The sequence below is a fragment of the Streptomyces sp. NPDC001393 genome (assembly GCF_053597455.1).
Genome location: NZ_JBSFIH010000073.1, coordinates 15,661 through 37,149, shown reverse-complemented (window position 1 = coordinate 37,149; position 21,489 = coordinate 15,661). Strand labels below are relative to the sequence as shown.

Annotated in this window: 17 protein-coding genes; 14 read left to right on the top strand and 3 right to left on the bottom strand. The window is 71.6% G+C overall.

Annotation, left to right across the window (positions count from 1 at the left end):
* Positions 1-561 (top strand): ATP-binding cassette domain-containing protein (locus ACWC2T_RS41215; protein WP_450675432.1); only part of this gene is annotated, 561 nt, incomplete at its 5' end.
* On the top strand, positions 558-1,334 hold the full coding sequence (locus ACWC2T_RS41210) for an ABC transporter permease (protein ID WP_450675431.1): 777 nt from the start codon (positions 558-560) through the stop codon (positions 1,332-1,334). The genes ACWC2T_RS41215 and ACWC2T_RS41210, both read left to right, overlap by 4 nt.
* A 22-nt stretch (positions 1,335-1,356) precedes the next feature.
* Here the strand turns inward: ACWC2T_RS41210 and ACWC2T_RS41205 are convergent, their stop codons facing one another.
* On the bottom strand, positions 1,357-2,109 hold the full coding sequence (locus ACWC2T_RS41205; protein ID WP_450675430.1) for a thioesterase II family protein: 753 nt from the start codon (positions 2,107-2,109) through the stop codon (positions 1,357-1,359).
* A gap of 174 nt (positions 2,110-2,283) precedes the next feature.
* Positions 2,284-2,802, bottom strand: a complete 519-nt coding sequence (locus ACWC2T_RS41200) for a hypothetical protein (RefSeq protein ID WP_450675429.1) — start codon at positions 2,800-2,802, stop codon at positions 2,284-2,286.
* Between the two features lie 356 nt (positions 2,803-3,158).
* On the opposite strand from ACWC2T_RS41200, the gene ACWC2T_RS41195 reads away from it, so the two are divergent.
* The 12 genes from ACWC2T_RS41195 to ACWC2T_RS41140 all read left to right on the top strand — a co-directional run bounded on the left by ACWC2T_RS41195 (position 3,159) and on the right by ACWC2T_RS41140 (position 20,104).
* Positions 3,159-3,341, top strand: a complete 183-nt coding sequence (locus ACWC2T_RS41195; protein ID WP_450675428.1) for a hypothetical protein — start codon at positions 3,159-3,161, stop codon at positions 3,339-3,341.
* A gap of 55 nt (positions 3,342-3,396) precedes the next feature.
* Positions 3,397-4,623: a cytochrome P450 gene (locus tag ACWC2T_RS41190; RefSeq protein WP_450675427.1), complete on the top strand. Its 1,227-nt coding sequence runs from the start codon at positions 3,397-3,399 to the stop codon at positions 4,621-4,623.
* Positions 4,624-5,152: 529 nt separating this feature from the next.
* Positions 5,153-5,920 (top strand): TauD/TfdA dioxygenase family protein, encoded by a 768-nt coding sequence (locus tag ACWC2T_RS41185; RefSeq protein ID WP_450675426.1) that lies wholly within the window; start codon positions 5,153-5,155, stop codon positions 5,918-5,920.
* A gap of 14 nt (positions 5,921-5,934) precedes the next feature.
* Positions 5,935-7,296, top strand: coding sequence for an asparagine synthase C-terminal domain-containing protein (locus tag ACWC2T_RS41180; RefSeq protein ID WP_450675425.1), 1,362 nt, complete (start codon positions 5,935-5,937; stop codon positions 7,294-7,296).
* 15 nt (positions 7,297-7,311) lie between these two features.
* Positions 7,312-8,094, top strand: a complete 783-nt coding sequence (locus tag ACWC2T_RS41175) for an enoyl-CoA hydratase/isomerase family protein (RefSeq protein ID WP_450675424.1) — start codon at positions 7,312-7,314, stop codon at positions 8,092-8,094.
* A complete protein-coding gene (locus tag ACWC2T_RS41170; protein ID WP_450675423.1) occupies positions 8,091-9,554 on the top strand; it encodes a class I adenylate-forming enzyme family protein in 1,464 nt (487 codons plus the stop codon). Before ACWC2T_RS41175 ends, ACWC2T_RS41170 begins: the two co-directional genes overlap by 4 nt.
* A complete protein-coding gene (locus ACWC2T_RS41165) occupies positions 9,551-12,607 on the top strand; it encodes an AMP-binding protein (protein ID WP_450675422.1) in 3,057 nt (1,018 codons plus the stop codon). Before ACWC2T_RS41170 ends, ACWC2T_RS41165 begins: the two co-directional genes overlap by 4 nt.
* A complete protein-coding gene (locus ACWC2T_RS41160) occupies positions 12,600-16,424 on the top strand; it encodes a non-ribosomal peptide synthetase (RefSeq protein ID WP_450675421.1) in 3,825 nt (1,274 codons plus the stop codon). The genes ACWC2T_RS41165 and ACWC2T_RS41160 overlap by 8 nt, the downstream gene beginning before the upstream one ends.
* The gene (locus tag ACWC2T_RS41155) at positions 16,421-16,669 is read left to right on the top strand and encodes an acyl carrier protein (RefSeq protein WP_450675433.1); all 249 of its coding nucleotides are present in this window, start codon (positions 16,421-16,423) and stop codon (positions 16,667-16,669) included. Before ACWC2T_RS41160 ends, ACWC2T_RS41155 begins: the two co-directional genes overlap by 4 nt.
* Positions 16,670-16,676: 7 nt before the next feature.
* Positions 16,677-17,810 (top strand): acyl-CoA dehydrogenase family protein, encoded by a 1,134-nt coding sequence (locus ACWC2T_RS41150; protein ID WP_450675420.1) that lies wholly within the window; start codon positions 16,677-16,679, stop codon positions 17,808-17,810.
* A gap of 47 nt (positions 17,811-17,857) precedes the next feature.
* Complete coding sequence (locus tag ACWC2T_RS41145) at positions 17,858-18,622, top strand: TauD/TfdA family dioxygenase (RefSeq protein ID WP_450675419.1); 765 nt, start codon at positions 17,858-17,860, stop codon at positions 18,620-18,622.
* A gap of 48 nt (positions 18,623-18,670) precedes the next feature.
* A complete protein-coding gene (locus tag ACWC2T_RS41140) occupies positions 18,671-20,104 on the top strand; it encodes an MFS transporter (protein WP_450675418.1) in 1,434 nt (477 codons plus the stop codon).
* Between the two features lie 285 nt (positions 20,105-20,389).
* On the opposite strand, the gene ACWC2T_RS41135 is transcribed toward ACWC2T_RS41140, so the two are convergent.
* Positions 20,390-21,427 carry an alpha/beta fold hydrolase gene (locus ACWC2T_RS41135; RefSeq protein ID WP_450675417.1) on the bottom strand — a complete coding sequence of 346 codons (1,038 nt, stop codon included), beginning with the start codon at positions 21,425-21,427 and terminating at the stop codon, positions 20,390-20,392.
* Positions 21,428-21,489: the final 62 nt, after the last annotated feature.

Here is a 21,489-nt window from a genome sequence, read left to right as displayed (position 1 = left end):
TCCACCTACTCCGGCGGTATGAAGCGCCGCCTGGACATCGCCATGACCCTGGTCGGCAACCCGCGGATCATCTTCCTCGACGAGCCGACCACCGGTCTGGACCCCCGCTCCCGCCACACCATGTGGGGCATCATCCGCCAGCTCGTCACCGGCGGCACGACTGTCTTCCTCACCACGCAGTATCTGGAGGAGGCCGACGAACTCGCCGACCGCATCGCGGTGTTGAACAACGGCCGGATCGCCGCCGAAGGCACCGCCGAGGAGCTGAAGCGGCTCATCCCGGGCGGGCATGTGAAGCTGCGCTTCACCGACCCGGCCGCCTACCACAACGCCGCGTCCGCACTGCACCAGGCCACCCGGGACGACGAAGCGCTGGCGCTGCAGATCCCCAGCGACGGCAGCCAGCGCGAGCTGCGCACCATCCTCGACCGGCTCGACTCGGCCGGCATCGAGGCCGACGAACTGACCGTCCACACCCCCGACCTGGACGACGTCTTCTTCGCCCTGACCGGTGACGACGTGCCGGCCCAGTCGAACCAGCCCAAGGAGGCTGCCCGATGAGCTCCCTGTCTCTCGCCGTACGCGACTCGTCCACGATGCTGCGCCGCAACCTGCTGCACGCCCGGCGCTACCCGTCCCTGACCCTGAACCTGCTGCTGACGCCGGTCATGCTGCTGCTGCTGTTCGTCTACATCTTCGGCAACGCCATGAGCGGCGGCGCCGGCCGCGACGCCTACATCGCCTACATCGTGCCCGGCATCCTGCTGATGACCGTGGGCTCCACCACGATCGGCACCGCGGTGTCGGTGTCCACCGACATGAGCGAGGGCATCATCGCCCGCTTCCGGACCCTGGCCATCCACCGCGGCTCGATCCTCATCGGCCACGTCATCGGCAGCGTCCTGCAGTCCGTCATGAGCGTGGTCCTGGTCGGCGCCGTCGGGGTGGCCATCGGCTTCCGCTCTCACCACGCCACCGCCCTGGACTGGCTCGCCGCCTTCGGACTGATCGTCCTGTTCGCCCTGGCGCTGACCTGGATCGCGGTCGGCATGGGCCTGGTCAGCCCCAACGCCGAAGCCGCCAGCAACAACGCCATGCCCCTGATCCTGCTGCCCCTGCTCTCCAGCGCCTTCGTCCCCCTGCACTCCATGCCCGGCTGGTTCCAGCCCATCGCCCACTACCAGCCCTTCACCCCCACCATCGAAACCCTCCGCGGACTCCTCCTGGGCACCCCCATCGGCAACAACGCCTGGATCGCCCTCGCCTGGAGCCTCGCCCTCACCGCACTCGGCTACCGCTGGGCAACCGCCAAGTTCAACCAGGACCCCAAGTAACCGCCGGTCGGCCCGGCGGTCGTCACGCGGCCTGGGACGGTGCCCTGGTCAGGAGCAGGGCGCGGCGCACGTCGTCCTGGATCCGTCCGGCGACCTCCGGGAGCCGGTCCTGGAAGTAGAAGTGGCCGCCGTCGAACAGACGCAGGCCCAGGAAGTGCTCGGAGGCGGCCGCCCAGCCGTCCAGGCGGTGCGGTGGCGCCACATGGTCCCGGGTGCCGCCGAACACCGAGAGGGGCACCGGCAGCGGTGCGGTGAGGGGCTTCGTACGCCAGGTCTCGCTGATGAGCAGATCCGCGCGGATGGTCGGCGCGAACAGGTCCCACAGCTCGTCGTGGTCCAGCACCGAGGACGACGTACCGCCCATCGCCATCAGCTCCCGGCGCAGTTCCGCGTCGGACAGCAGATGCCGGCGCGCGGGATCCCCGTCGGGGTGCAGCGTGCCGCGTGCGGACACACCGAGCCAGACCGGCGGTGTGCGCCCCAGATCGATGAGCCGGCGGGTCAGTTCGTACGCGACGAGCCCGCCCATGCTGTGCCCGAAGAACGCGAAGCGGCCCGTCAGCCGGCTGTCCAGCTCGTGCAGGAAGTACTCGAGCAGGGCACCCGTGTCGCTCAGCGGGGGGCGTTCGTCGCGGGGCCCGCGGCCCGGCGCGTCGGGGATCTGCACCTCCCAGTCGGCCGGGAAGCAGGACGGCCAGTCGCGGTACGTCAGCTGCGAACCACCCGAGTGGTGGAACACGAACAGACGCAGCTGAGGCTCTTCGGACTTTCGCATGGTGGCTCCATCGACGAGATCTCCGGCGTCCGGCCCGACGAGCTGGATCCCGGACCAGGGGCAGGAGAGGGACGCAACGCCTGCGCGTCCGCCTTCACGCTGCCCGCCCCCGCTGGAGCGGCCGTCGAGGGACGTTCGAACGCGCCGGGCCCGTCCGCCTCTTCGGCCGACCGGTCAGGCGGCGTGGCAGAGCGCCGCGGGGTCGGCCGGGACCGAGGCGTGGGCCACGGCCGCGGGAGGGGTGGCGCGGACGGTGGCCGCGGCCTGCGAGCGGCCCCGCGCGAAGACGACGAGGCGCAGCACCGCGAACCGCGCGAGGCCGGCGAGTGCGGAGGCGGACAGGTAGACGACCTGTTCGAGCACCGCACCCGGCGCCGCCACCAGCAGCTGCAGGACGACCATCGCCCCGCAGGTCACCGCATACGCGGCCGTCGCGGACCCGGCCGACTGCACATGCTGGCGCCAGGTCGCGCCTGAGCCCGCGCCGAAGGTGAAGCGGGCGTGCAGCTCGGTGGCCAGGAGCGTGGAGGCCACGGTGATCACGGCGTTGGCCAGGGCCCAGGGTATCCAGGAGGCGAGGGCTGCCACGGCGAAGCTGGAAGCGAGCCCCACCCCGCCGCCGCAGAGCACGAAGCGGGCGAAGGCGGCGAAGGCGCCAGGTGCTGCCTGCTGCCGGCCGCGTGCTGTCTCCATGATCCGCCCCCTTGATGGCTCACTCCGACGAAACGTGACGCCATCATGGCACGGAGGTGGTGTCGCGAGGAGTCATCGATGGCATCATTCGCGCCACTCATGGGTTCCGGGACGCGCAGCCGGTCGTAAGGGGGTCATAAATGTGCAGGTCGGCGGCTCGGCGCGCGCACCCGTTACGCCCGTCGCCCGGCCCAAGTCCCCACAGGCCTGCAGTTTTACGCGGCGCGTCCGGGTGTGGCTCATCGTGGCTCATATGTGGCGCACATTGGCTCGTCATGACGCCAGTCGTGTGCCATGATGGAGCCACGGAAGCGGAACGGCGCCGGAAACGGCGTACGACGTAAAGGAGCCCCACCATGTCCGTCACCTCCAGCGACCAGGCCATGCTCCCCCTCCCGACCGCCCGGGACCTGGGAGGCACGTCCGCAGCCGAACTCGCCGACCGTGTCCTGCGCGATCTGACGGCAGCCATGGAGCTGCTCGGGGAGCAGGCACCGGAAAAGGCCGGCCACGCCCGCGGCACCGCCGTCGCCGTCTGAGCCTCCGCCCGGCCCCGCAGGGGCGAGCCCACCCCCCACCCACGGAAGGAAACCGATGAGCCACACGCCTCTCGTCCCCCACGGCCTCCCCATGGAGCGCGACGCGGGCCCCTTCGACCCGCCCCGCGACATCACCCGGCTGCGCGAGGCCCGCCCCGTCAGCCCCATGGTCTTCCCCGACGGTCACGAGGGCTGGTTGGTCACCGGCTACGACGCGGTCCGCCAACTCCTGGCCGACACCCGGTTCAGCTCCCGCCAGGACATCGGCGTTCTCCACGTCCCGTACGAGGTCCCCGGCACGCCCGCCGCCACCGAACCGTCCCCGCAGATCCCGGGCCTGTTCATCAGCATGGACCCGCCGGACCACACGCGGCTGCGGCGCATGCTCACCGGCGCCTTCACCGTCAAACGCATGAAGCAGCTCGAAGAGCACATCATCGACATCGCCGAGCGGCAACTGGACGCGATGGCGCGCCTGACCCCGCCGGTCGACCTGGTCAGGGAATTCGCGCTGCCGGTGCCCGTGCTGGTGATCTGCGAACTGCTCGGCGTCCCCTACGCGGACCGGGAGAGCTTCCAGGCCGACACGGCCACGTTCCTGGAAAAGGACGTGGTGCTCGAAGAGAAGATGGCCGCCTACACCAGCCTGACCACGTACCTCGCCGAACTGGTCACGCGCAAACGCGCCACCCCCGGCGAGGACATCCTGTCCGACCTGGCCCGCCGTGACGAGCTCACCATCGAGGAACTGACCGGCATCGCCTTCCTGCTGCTGCTCGCGGGCCACGAGACGACCGCCAACATGCTCGGGCTGGGCACGTTCGCGCTGCTGGAGCACCCCGAGCAGGCGGCCGAACTGCGCGCCGACCCGGACCTGATGCCGGGCGCCGTCGAAGAGCTCATGCGCTACCTGTCCGTCGCCGACATCTTCTACCGCTACGCCACGGAGGACATCGAACTCGGCGGTGAGACCATCGCCAAGGGATCGACCGTCGTCATCTCCCTGCTGGCCGCCAACCACGACCCCCGGCGCTTCGACAACCCCGACACCCTGGACATCCACCGCAAGGCCCGCGGTCAGCTGGCCTTCGGCCACGGCGTCCACCAGTGCCTCGGCCAGCAACTGGCCCGCCTCGAGATGCGCGCCGGTTTCGCCGGCCTGCTGCGGCGCTTCCCGACCCTGCAACTCGCCGTCCCCGCCGGTGAAGTGAAACTCAGGACCAACATGAACATCTACGGCGTCCACGAACTGCCGGTCACCTGGACCGAAACGGCCCCCTAGGAAAACGCCGACAACACCGAGGATCCCCGGGACCATGTGGTCCCGGGGATCCTCTGCGTGGCGGAACACCGCCACGGACAGAACCTGGAGGCCCGCTGGAGTACGTGTCCAAGGGGCCTCTACCGCCGACTGCCCTGTCGCTGTCCGCGTGTACGTTCGCGTGTGGGAGAGCCCGATGTACGGCCCCGTACCGGAGTCGCTCCAGGTGTCTCTCCTGCGTCACCCTTGCGGATCATTCGTTGTCCGACCGGAGATGGGTTTTCGCACGTCATGCCATTGCAGTCACCAAAGTCACCTCGCCCGCTCCGACCTGGCGACGTTCGAACGCCTTGAACCCGACCCCGGCGGGCATTGCCGCCAGGCTCTCGCGTCGTCGAGCGAACAGGCCGGAAGCCGGCCGCTCACCTCCTGAGGCGTTCCGATGCATGCACAGCCGCACGCCGCCGGCCGCCGACGCATTCCGCAGCAGAGACGTCAACCGAGTCGGTGCGGCCGTGCAGGCGTCGCATCAGATCGCTTTGGGGTGGAAATGACCAACTCGCTCGACATACAGGAAATCGCCCAACGCGCGGTCTGTCCCCCCGGACAGCACCAGGATTTCCGGAAGAAGCTGGACGACTACGGCTTCGTCGTCCTCCAGCCGGGCGGAGCCGGCGACCACAGCCTCGACGACATCATGTCGGAGCTGGGCGAACCCGTTGAGTACGGCTTCGGCACCAAGCTCGACCTCCAGCCGACGGAGGGCTCCGACAACCTGCAGTTCACCACCCGTGCGATGCCGCTGCACACCGACGGCCTCTTCAACGCCGGACCGCCGGTCAGGTACATAGGCATGCAGTGCGTGACGGCACCCGAAGCCGGTGGCGAGACGCTGATCGCGAGCAACGCCGCGTTCTTCGCCCAGGCGCCGGCGGATCTGCTCGAGGTCATGCGCGGCATCACCATCGAATACCGCAACCGGATCTCCGGCTACTACCGCAACCGGCCCGAGGGCAACCACCCCAGGGTGGCCCCCGTCCAGGACGATCCGGTCACCGGCAGGACGCGGCTGGTCATCGGCCTCACCGACCCCGACGACCCGATGCGCACCCACGACGCGACGGTCGTGGGCCGCACGGCCGAAGACAGCGCCGAGCTGCTCGACCGTATCAAGGCGGTGCTGCACCGGCCGAGCGTGCTCTACGCCCACAGGTGGCAGGCCGGAGAGGTGATCGTCCAGGACAACCGGCAGGTCGTCCATGGCCGCGCCGCCTTCCCGGACCAGCCGCGCAAGCTGGTCCGCCTGTCGGTCGCGTGAGAGTGACGGCCCCCATGAACACATATCCCTCGGTACTCCTGGACGTCCGCAACCAGCGCACCGGCCTCGTGGCACAGCTCGACGGCGCCGGGCAAGCAGGCGACTCCGGGCGGCTCGTGGCGGAGGAATTCGGCCGCGGATGGCCGCTGCCCCCCGGCGGCCCGGACGACTGCAACACGATCGAGTGGACCGGTGACCGCGTCACGGTCCGCACCAGCCGGCAGAACCTCACGCTCCTGCGCTACTGGCGGCAGCCGGGCACGAGCCGCGTCCTGATCGGATCCGACCTGGCCGGACTCACCGCACGAGCCATCGCGTGCGTGGGCGCGGAACCCGATCGCGTCGCGCAGATCCGCGCGGTCCGCGCCTCGATCCGCACGATCGGCGGCGGCCGTACCGTCGTCTTCTCCCGCTCCGCGGACGGCGACTCGATCGATGTCACCGAAACCGTGTCGAAGCGCTGGCAGGCCTCTCCCGTCACCGGCGAGACCGCCGTCGAGGCCGGGGCCCGGCAGATCGAGGTACTGCGCCGGGAAATCAACGCCTCCGGCACGCCGCGGCCACTGACGGCCGTCGTCTCCGGCGGAGTGGACTCCGGGCTCGTCGCCGCGCTGGCGAAACAGGCTGGCATCCTCGATCACCTCGCCACCCTGGGCACTCCGTGGGGTGACGAGTACGCCGCGGCCGACGAGCTCGGATCCCACCTGGGCATGCCGGTCCGTCACATCGCGCTGTCCGAGGAGGACATCCTCCGGGCGATCCCGGAGACCGTCCGGATGCTCGGCGTTCCCGACCGGGAGATGGTCGCCGGGGGAGTCAACCTCGTCGCCGTCTACCGGGAGGGCCGGACACCCGCCGGCACCATCCTGACCGGCATCGGCGCCGACTACATCAACTCCGGGCTCCGGGCCGAAGCGGGCACGGTGCCCGATCTGCAGCGTGCCGTCGCCCAGTGCCTGGCCGACGGGGCCCTGGGCGGCGAGTGGACCGGTGCGGGGGCCGCGGCCCACGGCTACGTCCTGCGCCACATGTACTGGAACACGCCCGTCATCCAGGCCGCCCTGGACACGGCCCCCGAGGTCATGCGCCATCGGGACCGGGAGAAGGGGCACATGCGGGCCGCCGCGGAGGCGCTCCTCCCGCCGGAGATCGCGTGGCGGCCGAAGCAGGCCATGCACCACGGCAGCGGTGTCCAGCGCAATCTCGACGGCGCCGTCGCCCGGCTGATCGGCCTGGAGGCCGTAGACGTGGAGCGCTTCTACGAACTCCTCGCCACCGAGCAGGCCGGTGCGCTGGTCGAGTCACCGCACGAGCCGATCGACTCGGACAAGTGCCTGGAGGCCGCGATGTCCGCCTACGTCCGCGAGCACCACTGAGCACAGGGGAGAACCATGGCACTGATCGACATCGAGGACGTCGAGGGAATCCGGATCCTGACCCTGGCCCACGAGAAGCCGACGAATCCGTTCGGCAAGGAGATGGCCGAGACCTTCACGGCCGCTCTCCGCGAAGCGGACGGCGACGACCATGTGGGCGCGATCGTCGTGGGCGGCGGACGTGACCGGAGCTTCAGCGCGGGCGGGGACTTCAACGAGGTCATGCTGCTGGCGACGGACGAGTCGGTCGACGAGCTCATCGACTGGATCACCGACCTCTACCTGGCGGTCCTGGACACGGGCAAGCCGACGATCGCGGCGATCGACCGCCACGCCATCGGCCTGGGCTTCCAGCTGGCCATGCTGTTCGACTGGAAGATCATGTCCACCCGGGCGAACCTGGTCATGCCGGAGCTGGAGCACGGCATCGGGGCCTCCATGGGCGCCGCCGTCCTCTCCACCATCGGCAGTTACGACATCGCCCGTCACGTCCTCATGTCCTGCCGCCCGATCGGCGCCGACACCGCTCTTCGCTGGGGCCTGGCGGACGAGTCCTGCGAGCCGGAATTCCTGCTCGACCGGGCGGTGCAGCGGGCACGGCGGATGGCGCGCTACCCCGAGGTCGCGTTCTCGGCCACCAAGCACGTGCTCACCGACCGGCTGCGGGCGACCCTGGAGCAGACCCGCGAGGACTCCAAGGCCGTGCACCGCAGGACCTTCGCGGCGAAGGCGATGCACAACCACTTCAACAACATCCTGGGCAGGAGCGTCGAAAACGCGGCGAGCGCCGCGTCATGACGCTGTATCAGGAACTGTGCCGCGTCGCCCGGCCCCTGTCCGACGCGACGGCGGTGGTGTCCTACGACGGCACCACGGTCTCCTACGGCCGGCTCGTCGAGACCACCGACGTCATCGCCGACCGGCTCGCCGCCACCCCGCTCGGCTCCGTCGTCGGCCTGGCGCTGGACGACCCCGTCAGCTTCGTCTCCGCCTACTTCGCCGCCGCCAGGCTGCGGCTGGTCGTCGTGCTCCTGGACAGCAGGGCGACACCCGAGGAAACGGCGCGCCTCGCGGCCAGGTTCGACCTGGACATGGTGCTGCGCGACGGCCCCGACGGCATCGGCTCCATCGTGTGCGAGCCGACCGCACGAGGCCGCGAGAGAGTCTCCCAGAGGTTCGCTCACGCGGCGAAGACGGCCCACGAGTACCTGCCGACGGACTTCGTCGTGCACTGCACCTCGGGCTCGACCGGTGAGCCCAAGGGAATCGTGATGAGCCAGGCGGCCGTCATGGAGCGGGTGACCTCCTGGGCGGGCGAGGCCGGCCTGGGCCCCTCGGACGTGGTGCTGTGCGCACTGCCGCTGTGGCACGGCCACGGAATCGACGTACTGGCGCTGCCCAGCCTGCTGAGCGGGGCCAAGCTCGTCTTCACCCGCGGCTCGCACCTGACGGGCCGTGGCCTGGCCCGCGCCGTCGCCGAACACGCGGTGACCTTCGTCAGCGGCCTTCCGGTGATGTACCAGATGCTCGTCGCGGCGGGCGGGGTCGACCCCTCGATGCTCGGGTCCCTCAGGTTCGCCCTCACCGGAAGCGCCCCCATCGCCGCCGACACCCAGGCGCGCTTCGGCGAGCGGTTCGGCCTGCCGCTGCGCCAGGGCTACGGGCTCGGCGAGATCGGCATCATCACGTACGACGCCGACAACGCGGGACCGGGGACGATCGGGCTGCCGCTCCCCGGGATCGAGTGGCGGCTGGAGCCGGTCGACGCGTTCGACAGCGCGGAACGGATCTGCGAACTCCTGGCGCGCGGCCCGGCCCTGGCCCGCGGGTACTACCGGGACCCGGCGGCGGAGTCGGCGATGTTCGTGGACGGCTGGCTGCGCACCCACGATCTCGTCGTCGCACGGCCGGAGGGCTGGTTCATCCGCGGGCGCAAGTCCACGTTCATCAACGTCACGGGCAACAAGGTCGCGCCGATCGAGGTCGAGACGGCACTGCGCAAGTGCGACGGCGTCATCGACTGCGGCGTCGTCGGGGTGCCCGACGGGGAGGGCGGCGAACAGGTCGCCGCGCTGGTCATGACCGAGCCGGGGTGCGATCCGAAATCGGTCCGCCGGCAGGTCGCCTCGCATCTGCTGCCGCACCAGCTGCCCCAGACATACCGGTTCGCCGCCGCGCTGCCGCGGACCCCGGTCGGAAAGACCGACTACGAGGCGGTCAAGCGCATCGTCCAGGACGAGGGAGCACTCGCGACATGAGCCTCGTCGAAAGCACCGGCCCACGATGCCCGGTCGCCGAAAGCGAGCGGTCGGCGCGGGTCGCCGTGGAGTGGTGCAGCGGGTCGGTGACGTACGGGCAGCTGGAGGCTGCGGTCACCACCCTGGCCGAGCGGCTCGCCGCGGCCGGCGTGGCCCGCGCGAGCGTCCTGGTCATGGGCCCGCTGTCGCCCGCGTACCTGGTCGGGTTGCTGGCCGCGTGGCGCGCCGGCGCGGTGCCCGTGCCGGTGGACGCCGGACTGACCACGCAGCAGTACGCCTGGCTCGAACAGCGCACCCACCCCGCTGCGGTGATCAGCCACGACGTCACCCCGGCCGACCAGTACCGGGGGGCGAACCCGGGAGTGACCGAGATCGTCGTCGACTCCGGCACCGGCGCGATCCTCCTGGAATCCGTCGCGCACACCGAGCGCCGGACACGGAGGTTCCAGGACCCGGACGCCGGCTACGTGATCCCCACATCCGGCTCGACCGGGGAGCCGAAGGCCATCGTCGGCAGCCGTCGCGGCCTGGACCTCTTCCTCGACTGGTTCCGCGACGAGTTCGCACTCGCCGAATCCGACCGGTGCGCCGCCGTCACCCGGGTGAACTTCGACCCCTCGCTGCGGGAACTGCTCGGCGTGCTCGGCGCCGGCGGCGTGCTGTCACTGCCGCCCGTCGACGCGCAGCTCGACCTGCCGGCGCTGGCCGACCACCTGGTCGACAGCGCCCCGACGACGGTGTTCCTCGTCCCGTCCATCGCGACCCGGCTGGCCGAGGAACCGCGCCTCGCGGCGGCCGGACTGCCGGGGCTGCGGCTGGTCTTCTTCGCCGGAGAGGTCCTCGGCCGACGGGTGGTGGAGCAGTGGGCCGCCCTCGCACCCGACGCCGAGATCGTCAACCTGTACGGCCAGACCGAGGCGACGCTCGCGCAGCTGTACCGGCGCGACGTCCAGCGCCTCGACCACGGTGCCGGGCGGCCGATACCCGTCGGGGTTCCGCGCCCCGGCGTCGAGGTGGCCCTGCGCGACCTCGACGGCACCGGAGTCGGCGAGGTGCTCGTCACCTCGCGGGCACCGGCGCTCGGCACCCTGTGCGCCGGAACCGCCGGAACCGGTGACCGGCACCGGACGGTCCCCTTCCCCGTCCCCCTGCCGACCGGCGATCTCGGCCGCCGGACCGACGACGGCGCCCTGGTGATCGTCGGCCGCAGCGGCAACGACATCAAGGTCGGCGGCCGGCGGGTCTCCTTCCAGCCCCTGATCGACGACGTCGAGGCGCTGCCCGAGGTACGACAGTGCGTGGTCGTCGACCACGGCGGCCCGCAGCTCTTCGTCGCCACCGCGCCCGGTGAGGCTCCCGCCGAGGAGCCGCTGCGCACCACGATCCACGACCTGGGCCGCGGCCGGCGGCTGCCGCGGTTCACCCTGCACCTGCGGGCGGACCTGCCGATGCTGCGCAGCGGCAAGGTGGACCGGCGGGCCCTGCTGGCATCCCTGGACCGGCTTGCCGTCCCGCCGTCCGACGACCCCACCGGTGCCGCCGGGCACGGGGTCGAACGGCACCTGCGCACCCTGCTGGGCATCGACGAGGGCATCTCCAGCCTGGTCGACGCCGGCATCTCGTCGCTGGAGATGCTGGCGGCGATGTCGGCCGTCAACCGCGTCCACGGGGTGCGACTGACCGTCGCGGAGGCCTTCGGCCTGCGCGATGTGCCGTCCCTGGCCCGCGAGATCGACCGCCGGCGCCGCCCGGCCGGCCCCGAGGCCGCCGAGACGGCCCGCCCGTCCGCGCCGGCCGCGCCGCACCGCTGTCCGCTGTCGTCCCGTCAGCTGGCGTACATGTGGATATGCATGTCGAGCGGCAACGCGAACTGGTGCAACATCTCCCGCGAGATCCCCGTCCCGCGGCGGTTGCCCGAGACGGCGCTCACCGAGGCGCTGCGGGCACTGCTCGTACGGCACGACGTGCTGGGGCTGGCGCTCACCGCCGACTGGCAGGAACAGACCTGGACCGAGCCGGCGGAACTGTCCTGTGCGGTCCGTGTCGTGGACATCGACGCCGAGACGGACTCGTCGGCCTTCCGCGAGGGCGTGCACGCCGCGCGTACCGCGCTGGTGTCCGAGCTGATCGACCCCGAGGCCGCCCCGCCGATCCGGGCCGCGCTCGTCCGGGGGACCACGGGCAGTTCCGTCCTCCTGGTGGCACATCACCTGTTCGTGGACGGGCTGGGCCTGGACGCGCTGGCCGGCGAGCTGCGGGCCGCGCTGTCCGGCCACGGCCCGGACCCCGTCGCGGATCACGGCCACGGCGGATACCGGGCGTTCTGCCGCGCGACGGCGAGGCAGCGGGAGCCGGGCGCGGCGGCCGCGTACTGGCGGGGCCTGCTGGACGGTGTCACCCAGGTCGAACTGCCCGAAGCCACCGGGCCCGACGGCGCGCAGGGGGAGCTGCTCTCGCTGCCCCTGGGCACCGTGTGCACCCGCCAGGTCCACCTGCTCGCTCAGGAGCTGGGCGTCTCCGCGTTCACCGTCGTCCTGGCCGGCTTCGAGCAGGCGGTCGCCGCCACGTTCGGGCTCGACCGCCCGTCCGTCATCGTGATGAGCCAGAACCGCGGCGATACCGACGCCGCCGTCGTCGGAAACTTCACCACGAGCCTGATCGTCCGCGGACCGGGCGCAGCGTCCCTGCGGGACAACGTCCACGTCATGGCGGGTCAGCTGGCCGACGGCACGGAGCACGGCGACTGGGAGTTCGACCAGCGTGTCGCAGATCTGGGGCTGGCCGTCACGAACCGCTTTCCGCTGTCCACGGTCCTGTTCAACCAGCGGCCGATGCCGCGGCACCTGCGTGCCCGCGACCTCGGGTCCTGGAGCCCGCGGGCACTGGGCCGTGCGCTGCGCTACCAACTGCAGGGGGAGCTTCAGATGTCCGGGTCCGAGATGGTCATGACCTATTACTACCGCAAGGGAATCTCCGGCGCCGATGTCATCGGGCGCGTGCACCGCGGGCTGCTGAAGGCGATCCGCACGGGCCGGGAGGCGACCCATGACTGACCACGTCGAGACGGTCGCCGTGCCGGCCCCGCCTGCACCGCAAGCGTCCCACCCCGTGCTCGGACCGCTCCAGCGCGCCTATCTGGTCGGCGACCAGGACGGACTCGAACTGCGCAGTCCGGCCCGGTACTACCTCGCCTGCGAGCTGCGGGTGTCCGCCGTGGACGCCGTCCAACGGCGCCTGGACCGTCTGGTCCGGGAGAACCCGGTCCTGCGCACGCGGGTCGGGGACGACCTGACCCGGACGCCGGTCGCCGGGAACGCGGTCGTCCCGGTCACCGTACTGGACGCGACGGAGGCCGGCTTCGACACCCTCGACAGCGGTGTCCGCGACGAGTTCCGCTCGGACGCGCTCGCCTTCGACGCCTGGCCCCAGCTGCGCGTCACCGTGGTCCGCTCGGCACGGCGGGCGCGGATCCACCTCGTCTACGCGCTGTGGCTGATGGACGCAGCCTCACTCGCCCGGTTCCTCGAAGGGCTGGTCCGCGACACCGACACCGACGCCGGCACCGGCGCGGACGCCGACGGCGTGGCAGCCGCCCCCGCGCCGGCCTCGCCGACCGGACGGCGAAAGGAGCGCGACGAACGGTACTGGCGCGAGGTGGCGCCGACGCTGCCCGAGACCGCCGAGGTACCGCTGCGGCCCGACTGGCGGCACGCGGGCCGGGCCGTGGCGCACCGGATGCTGCACCTCGACCGGCCCACGGCGGAGGCGATCACCCAGCAGGCCCACCGGCACGGCCTGACCGTGCCGATGGTCTTCCTCACCGTGTACGGGGCGCTCCTCGGCGCCGTCGGCGGCGGCCTGCCGCACACTGTCACCCTCGTTCTCTCGCAGCAGGACCCGCACGCCGGCAACGGACAGCTCGGCAACCACGGCACCCCCCTGCCGGTGGCGATACCGGCGGCCGAGCAGCGCGACTTCGTCTCGCTCGCGCGGGAGGTGCAGGGCCGCGTCCTGGAACACTCGCTGCACTCCTCGCTCAGCGGCCCCGAGATCGTCCGCCTGGCCGACCCGACCGCCGACCGGCGCCGACTGCTGTACCCCTTCGCGTTCACCGCGACCGAACTCGACACGCCGCGGGAAGCGGCGCTCGGCCTGCGGCGGGACTGGGACACCGTGCAACTGCGAGTACCGCAGGTCCTGCTGGACCACCAGGTCGGCGTGGACCGCGACGGCACGATCCACCTGGGCTTCGACTGGCGCACCGACGCGTTCGACGAGGGCTTCCTCGACGACTTCATCGAGCAGTACGCCCACGCCGTCGACCGGCTGGCGGCCGACGGGGCCGACTGGACCGGCGCGGGCGGGCGCACGCTCCCCGCGGCCGGCCGCGTCCCCGCCGCGGAACACGGGGGAGCGACGCTGCAGCAGCGGGTGCTGCAGACCGTCGAGCGGACGCCCGACGCGCCGGCCGTCCGGGACGGCGACGGGGTGCTCACCTACGCGGCGCTTGCCGACGCCGCCGCCGAGGTCGCGCAGCGGCTGGCGGCCGCGGGCGCCGCCGTCGGCGACCACGTCGCGATCCATCTGCCGCGCGGCCGCGGCCAGGTCGTGGCGATCCTCGGCGCGCTGCTTGCCGGCTGCGTGTACATCCCGCTGGACTGGGGACTGCCCCGAGGACGCCTCGACCGGATCACCCGTCAGGCCCGGCTGCGCTTCGCGGTGACCGGCGACGAGCGCGACGCCGCCGACGAGTGGCACCGGCTCCGGGTGCGGACGATCGCCGTGCCGACGACGGCCCCGGGACGGCGCCTGCTGCCGGACCGTGGCGCACCCGACGTCGCCTACGTGATCTTCACGTCCGGGTCGACGGGGGAGCCGAAGGGCGTGGTCATCCGCCACCGCGCGGTGCTGAACACCATCGACGCGATCAATGACCTGATCGAGCTCGGACCGTCCGACAGCGTGCTGTCGGTCTCCTCGATCGGCTTCGACCTGTCGGTGTACGACATCTTCGGACCGCTGCTCGTCGGCGCCGCGGTGGTCATGCTGCCGGAGGACTCCGCGCGCACCCCGTCGGCCTGGACGAGGATCGTCACGGAGCACTCGGTGACGATCTGGAACTCGGCGCCGGCGCTGGCCGCCCTGCTCGCGGAGGAGGGCGGCGCCCTTCCGTCCCTCCGCACCTTCCTGCTCAGCGGGGACTGGATCCCGCTGCACCTTCCCGCCGCGCTGGAGCGGTTGTCCCCCGCGGCGCGGATGATCAGCCTGGGCGGCGCGACCGAGGGCTCCATCTGGTCGATCCAGCACCGGATCACGCCGGCCGACCGCACCGGCCGGTCGATCCCGTACGGCAGGCCGCTGGCCGGCCAGGACATCCTGGTGCTGGACGCCCAGCGCAACGTGTGCCCGCACTGGCACATCGGCGAGCTCCACATCGCGGGCCACGGAGTCGCCGACGGCTACCTGAACGACCCGGAGCGGACCGCGGAGGCGTTCTTCGACGACCCCGAGCACGGCTGGATCTACCGCACCGGCGACCGCGGCCGCCGCGGCCCGGACGGCGTCGTCGAGCTGCTCGGCCGCGTCGACACCCAGGTCAAGGTCAACGGCTACCGGGTCGAGCTGGGCGAGATCGAATCACTGCTCAACGCCATGGACCACGTGCGCCGAAGCGCCGCGTGCGTCCCGCAGAACGGCGGCGGTGTCCTCGCCTGCGTCACGCTGTCCGCCGACGCCCCCGCCGACTGGCGCGAGCGCAGCATCGCCGCGCTGCGCGACCAACTGCCCGCGTACATGGTCCCCTACGCGCTCGTCGACCTCGACGAGATCCCGCTGACCGCCAACGGCAAGGTCGACCACCGCCGGCTGCGCACGGCGGCGACGCCGCCCGCCGCGCCGGCCGAAGCAGCCGCGTCGCCCGACCGGGGACCGTACGCCCAGGAGGTGGCGGCCTGCTGGACCGAGCTCCTGGGCAGGGCACCCGGAACGGAAGGGTTCTTCGAGTCCGGCGGCAGTTCCCTCGACGCGATCCGGCTGTTGTCGATGCTGCGCAGCAGGTTCGGGTACGACATCCCGCTCGGGCGCTTCCTTTCGAACCCGACGGTGACCGGCCTGGCGCAGTTGTGCGAGGCCGGACGCGGACCGGCGACCGAGGCGGTGTGGAGCTTCACCCCGCGCTCGGTGGCGAACCCGCGCGGCAGGGTGATCTTCTTCCCGCCCGTCGGCGGGGGCGTCGCCTGCTACGCCGGGCTGATCCGGAACCTGCCGGGCGACCTCGACGTCCACGTGCTCGGCTTCGACCGGCCCTTCGACACGCCCGGGTCCCAGGCCCCCACACTGGCCGGCGCGGTGGACGTCTGCCTGCGCCACCTGGCGGGGCGGATCGACGACCCGGGTGTGCCGTGCGTCCTCGTCGGCTGGTCGTTCGGCGGCGCGCTCGCCGCGGAGGCCGCGCGGGCGGCGACCTACCCCGTCACCAGGGTCGTCATGCTCGACACTCCCGTGTCGGCGGCGGCACGCCACTGCGAGGACTCCGACGCGGCGATGGTGTCCGGGTTCGTCCACGACATCCGGCAGGCGGGCGGCGTGGTGGTCTCGGCGCAGGCCGTGCGCGCCGACCCGGCACTGCGCCGGAGGCTCGAGGTGTACCGGCAGAACAAGCTGCTGCTGCGCGACTGGCAGCCGAGCCCCGTACCGGTTCCGGTCGTCCAGCTCCGCGCCGGTGGACGGCCGGCCGAACCGGACCCGGACGCCTGGCGGACATGGGCACCGGCGATGCGCACCGTCGCGCTGACCGGAGGACATTTCGACGTGTTCGCGGCGGAGAACCTGCGGCACGTACAGGACGAGATCGAGGGCGGTTGGCAGTGAACGAACAGGCGGTGATCAGCACGATCGTCGATCGGCTGCGGCAGCAGGGCTACCGGGTCGGCCCCGACGAGTACGAGGCCGATCTCATCGGTGCCGGTCTCAACTCGGTGACCATGGTCCGGCTGCTGTCCGTCCTGGAGGACGACTTCGACGTCGAGTTCGCCGTCGCCCGGCTCTTCCGCGAGCCGGTGACCGTCGCACGCCTCGCCGCGCAGATCGTCTCGCAGCACACGGTCGGGAGGTGATGCCGCCATGCACACACCCCGATCCTCCTCGCTCGTGGAACAGGCCCGGCACATCGCCGAGTTGGCGGGCGAGCGAGCCGAGAAGGCCGAGGCCGCCCGCACGCCGGACCTCGACGTCGTCGACGCGCTCGTCGCCGCCGGGGCCGCACGTCACTTCGTGCCGACGTCGCTCGGCGGCTCCGGCGGGACGTTCACCCAACTGAAGCAGGCGGCCGTCACCATCGGCGAGCAGTGCCCGGCGACTGCCTGGTGCACGGTGGTGGCGGGGCTGATGACCCGCGCGGCGAACTACCTGCCGCCGGCCGGACAGCAGCGGCTGTGGGCGGGCGGACCGGATGTCCTCATCGCCGGCGGCGTGACGCCCAGGGGCACCGCGACCCCGGTGGACGGCGGCTGGTTGCTCTCGGGATCCTGGCCGGCGGTGTCCTCGTCGGAGCGGGCCCACTGGATCCTGCTGTCCGCCGCCGTGGAAGGGATCGGCGCGCCCGGGCAGCGGGTGTGCCTGGTGCCGCGCGCCGAGGTGTGCATCGATCGGACCTGGGACGACGTCGGGATGCAGGCGACCGGCAGCCACACGGCGGTCGTCGAGCAGGTCTTCGTTGCGGACACGATGACCTTCCCCGTCGGCCTCCTCACCGAGGTGGACGCCCCGCCTGCAGGCCCGGACGGTCGCGCGGTGCCGCTGCCGGCCGTGAACACCTTCCTGTTCTGCCTGCCGATGCTCGGCGCCGCCCACGGCGCCCTGCGGTACTGGAAGCAGCTGACCGCGGCGAAACTGCGGGGGCGCCCGGGTGCGTACGATCCGGTGGTTGCCCACTACGCGGACGTGCTCGCGCGCAGCTCCAGTGAGATCGACGCGGCGGAACTGCTCCTCGACCGCGTCGCGCAGGTCATCGACACCGCGCCGACGATCACCCGCCCGGACGTGGCGCGCCATCAGCGGGACTGCGCCTACGCGGCCGAGCAGCTGGTCCGCGCCGTGGACCGCCTCATGAGGGCTTCCGGCACCAGCGGACACAGCACCGGCTCGGTCCTGCAGCGGCTGTGGCGCGACATCCACACCGCGGGCTCCCACGCGGCACTCCAGTTCGGCCCGGCGGCGGCCAACTACGCCCGGGCGGAGTTCACCCACGGCAGCTGAGCCGTACCTGATGCCCCGTCACCGACCAGCGGAAGAGACACAGAACCATGAACCCCACCACCGACTGGCGGCGCTCGGCCGCCGACGCCCGCTGCGGCCGCGGGGCGCCCTCACCGTACCTGGAGAAGCTGGAGCGCCACGGCTTCGTCGTCCTGGAGCCCGAGGGCCCGGATCCGATGTCCCTGGAGGACATCATGGCGCCGCTCGGCGCGGCGGCGTCGTACCAGTTCGGAACACAGCTCATCCAGGAACAGCGGTCCGGAACCGACAACTCGCAGTTCCGGACCGGCGCCATACCGATGCACGTCGACGCACTCCTGAACGCGAACAGGGTGAGCTACATCGGGCTGGAGTGTCTCGAAGCCCCGGACGAGGGCGGCGAGACGCTGATCGCCGGCAGCCGCGCGTTCTTCGCGACGGCTCCCGCCGACCTGGTGGACACACTGCGCGGCATCCGGATCGAGTACTGGTCCAGGGTCTCGGACTTCTACGTGGAACGCCCCGACGGCAACCCGGTCGTGGCACCGGTGCAGGTGGACCCCGTCACGGGCGGGGACACGCTCTGGATCGGGCTCGACTACCCGGAGGACCCGGAACGCAACTACGGCGCGGCCGTGCTCGGCTACACCAAGGAGCAGAGTCTCCGGCTCTTCGCCGCGCTGGAGCGGTGGTTGACCGTCCCCGAGGTGATGTACGCACACCGGTGGCAGGCCGGCCAGGTCCTGGTCATGGACAACCGGCGCGTCGTGCACGCGCGCGCGGCCTACCCCGTCGACTCCCCGAGAAAGCTGCGCCGCATCTCGGTCGGCTGACGCGCCGCACCACCCGGTCGCGGTTTCCACCTCCCTCCCGGAGTCCTCATGTCTGATGTCGCAGCGCTCCCCGATGCCGAGACCGGCACGGACGGCCGCCCCCTTCGCCCCGGCGTCGTGCTGGCCCTCCTGCTCAGCTGCCAGTTGTTGATCGTCCTTGACGTCACGGTCATGAACGTGGTGCTGCCACGCATGCGCACCGACCTGGACTTCAGCGCCACCGCCCTGCCCTGGGTCCTCGACGCGTACACCCTGGCGTTCGGCGGGCTGTTGCTGGTCAGCGGCCGCGCGGGCGATCTGTTCGGCCGACGGCGGTTGTTCGTCGTGGGCATCGCCCTGTTCACCGCGGCGTCCTTGGCCGGGGGCCTTGCACAGTCGGCCGACTGGCTGCTGGCCGCCCGGGTCGCACAGGGGGCCGGGGCAGCCATGGCTGGACCGAACGCGCTGGCGCTGCTGAACACGGTCTTCACCGAGCCGAGGGCCCGGGTGCGCGCGCTGGCGCTGTACTCGGGGATGGCGAGCGCCGGATTCGCGGTCGGCCTGATCCTCGGCGGCCTGCTGGCCCAGTGGCTCGGCTGGCGGGCGGTACTGTTCATCAACGTTCCCCTGGGCGTGCCGGCGGTCGTGCTGGCCGGGCGGTACCTGCCGGCGCCGCCCAGACGGGAGGCCCGACTGGATCTGCTGGGTGCGCTGACCGCGACGGGCGGGGTCGCTGCCCTGGTGTTCGGCTTCATCCGGGCTGCGACGCACGGATGGGGCGATGCGACGATCGCCCTCTCGCTCCTCGCGGGCGCCGTACTGATCGTGGTCTTCCTCCTCCTCGAGAAACGGGCGGTGCAGCCCCTGCTGCCGCTGGTGCTGTTCACCGACCGCGATCGCGCGGCCGCGTACACCAATGTGTTCGTCGGCTACATGGCGAGCATGTCGATGTTCTTCTTCCTGTCCCTGTACCTGCAGGACGTACGCCGGGCAGGCCCGCTGGCGACGGGTTTCGCGTTCCTCCCGACCGCCGTCCTGATGTTCGCGATGATCCGGCTGGTGCCGCGGCTGCTCAGGCGGTTCGGGCCGAAGCCGGTGACCATGACCGGCACCGCGCTGTTGGTCGCCGGGCTGGCCCTGCTGACCCGACTGACCCCCGACACCGGCTACTTTCCCGTGGTGTGCGCGGCGACCGTGCTGATGGGGTGTGGGACCGGGCTCGGGCTGATGCCGCTGAGCGTGATCATCATGGCGAAGGTGCCGTCCAGCGCGGCCGGGGCCGCCGGCGGGGCGCTGCAGACCATTCAGCAGACCGGCATCACGCTCGGCCTGGCCATCCTCACCACGGTGTTCGGCACGTACTCCCGCGGCACGACCGGCACCCCCGGCAAGGCCCTGACCGGCGGCATCACCGCCGCATTCGCCGGCGCCGCCGTCATGGCCGCGCTGGCGTTCGTGGGAACACTGGCCTTCCGCTCCTCGAAAGCAGGAGAAGGCCAGTAACGCTCAGTTGTCGCAGGAGGTGGTCGCAGGTGTCTTCCGCGGAGCGGTTCGGTGCGGACCCCGAGCGGAGTGCCGGTGGGCGGATCGAGAAGTTCCGGAGGTCCGCCGGCCCGGATGAGGACCGCGGCAGATGGCCGGCCGATGCCAGCCGCAGCCGGCTGCGGTGCGGGTCGTGGATCGCGTGGATGACGTCGTACCAGTCGCCGCCGACCGTTGGTCCCCGACCCGGTGACGACGTCCCGGGCCGACGTGGCGGCCCGGGCGGTCGCCGGCTTCCTCGTGCACTCATCGCCCCGGGGTTCGTCCTGCCGTCTCCCCGGTCACCACCGGCCGCACCCTGTCCAGCATCAGCTCCAGGAACTGGTCGGGGTGGCGGAAGGACGCGAAGTGGCTCGCGCCCCGGATGAGAGCGAAGTCCTTGACCGGCGCGGTGACTTCCTCCCAGTAGCGGCGGGCCGGTTCCGGCGGGGTGAGGACGTCGCTGTCGCCCTGGAAGAGGAAGAACGGGATGCGGAAGGCGGTCCCGTCGGCGTACTCGTCGATCGTCGTCCCCTGCGGGCCCAGCTGCTCGGAGAAGGTCATCCCCTTCAGATAGGCGCGCAGGCCGCGCAGGGTGTGGAACGGGGAGAACCACAGGGAGCGGATGACGACCGTCTTCATGGTGTCGTAGGTCAGCGGGTCCGTGGTGACCACCGTCTTCGCGTACTCCGACCACTCCTGCGGCGACCAGGCCGAGCGGTCCGGGCCCATCGACACCATCCGCGCCAGCTCCTTGCGCTTCCCCGCCTGCTCCAGCCGGGCCAGCAGCGCCTCGTACCCCGAGGCGTCGCGGCCCCCCGCCATGATGTTCTGGTCGGTGCCGACGTACGCCGAGTACAGCTCGGGGTGGTTGCGGGCCAGGCGCAGCCCGGTGACCGTACCGAAGCTGTTGGCGACGAGGAGGAGCCGGTCGACGCCGAGCCGGGCGCGGATGTGGTGGGTGACCTCCAGGGCGTCCTGGTAGACGCGGTCGAGGGTCATCTCGCCCTGGCCTTCGGGGCCGCCCGCCGCGAAGGTCTTGCCGGCGCCCCGCATGTCCCAGCGGACGATCGTGAAGTGCCGCTCCCAGGCGCGGGTGCGCGGGGTGAAGACGAGGTTGGAGGCGCCGGGGCCGCCGTGGACCTCCAGGATCACCGGGTTCGACAGGTCCTCGCCGCGGATCGAGATCCACTGGTCGATGCCGCCGATGCGGACGTAGGAGGACTCGTCGATGCCGTTCGGGGTGGTGATCGCGAGCTTCCTGGCGAGGGCGCGGCGCTTCAGCGCGCGGTAGGTCAGCAGCATGGTGTTCCCCCTAAACTGTTTATGTCGTCAGTAGATGTGTTTACGGTATATACAGTTGGTGG

Coding starts and splice junctions, on each gene's coding strand:
- ACWC2T_RS41210 (WP_450675431.1), top strand. CDS start 558: ATGAGCTCCCTGTCTCTCGCCGTACGCGACTCGTCCACGATGCTGCGC.
- ACWC2T_RS41205 (WP_450675430.1), bottom strand. CDS start 2,109: ATGCGAAAGTCCGAAGAGCCTCAGCTGCGTCTGTTCGTGTTCCACCAC.
- ACWC2T_RS41200 (WP_450675429.1), bottom strand. CDS start 2,802: ATGGAGACAGCACGCGGCCGGCAGCAGGCAGCACCTGGCGCCTTCGCC.
- ACWC2T_RS41195 (WP_450675428.1), top strand. CDS start 3,159: ATGTCCGTCACCTCCAGCGACCAGGCCATGCTCCCCCTCCCGACCGCC.
- ACWC2T_RS41190 (WP_450675427.1), top strand. CDS start 3,397: ATGAGCCACACGCCTCTCGTCCCCCACGGCCTCCCCATGGAGCGCGAC.
- ACWC2T_RS41185 (WP_450675426.1), top strand. CDS start 5,153: ATGACCAACTCGCTCGACATACAGGAAATCGCCCAACGCGCGGTCTGT.
- ACWC2T_RS41180 (WP_450675425.1), top strand. CDS start 5,935: ATGAACACATATCCCTCGGTACTCCTGGACGTCCGCAACCAGCGCACC.
- ACWC2T_RS41175 (WP_450675424.1), top strand. CDS start 7,312: ATGGCACTGATCGACATCGAGGACGTCGAGGGAATCCGGATCCTGACC.
- ACWC2T_RS41170 (WP_450675423.1), top strand. CDS start 8,091: ATGACGCTGTATCAGGAACTGTGCCGCGTCGCCCGGCCCCTGTCCGAC.
- ACWC2T_RS41165 (WP_450675422.1), top strand. CDS start 9,551: ATGAGCCTCGTCGAAAGCACCGGCCCACGATGCCCGGTCGCCGAAAGC.
- ACWC2T_RS41160 (WP_450675421.1), top strand. CDS start 12,600: ATGACTGACCACGTCGAGACGGTCGCCGTGCCGGCCCCGCCTGCACCG.
- ACWC2T_RS41150 (WP_450675420.1), top strand. CDS start 16,677: ATGCACACACCCCGATCCTCCTCGCTCGTGGAACAGGCCCGGCACATC.
- ACWC2T_RS41145 (WP_450675419.1), top strand. CDS start 17,858: ATGAACCCCACCACCGACTGGCGGCGCTCGGCCGCCGACGCCCGCTGC.
- ACWC2T_RS41140 (WP_450675418.1), top strand. CDS start 18,671: ATGTCTGATGTCGCAGCGCTCCCCGATGCCGAGACCGGCACGGACGGC.
- ACWC2T_RS41135 (WP_450675417.1), bottom strand. CDS start 21,427: ATGCTGCTGACCTACCGCGCGCTGAAGCGCCGCGCCCTCGCCAGGAAG.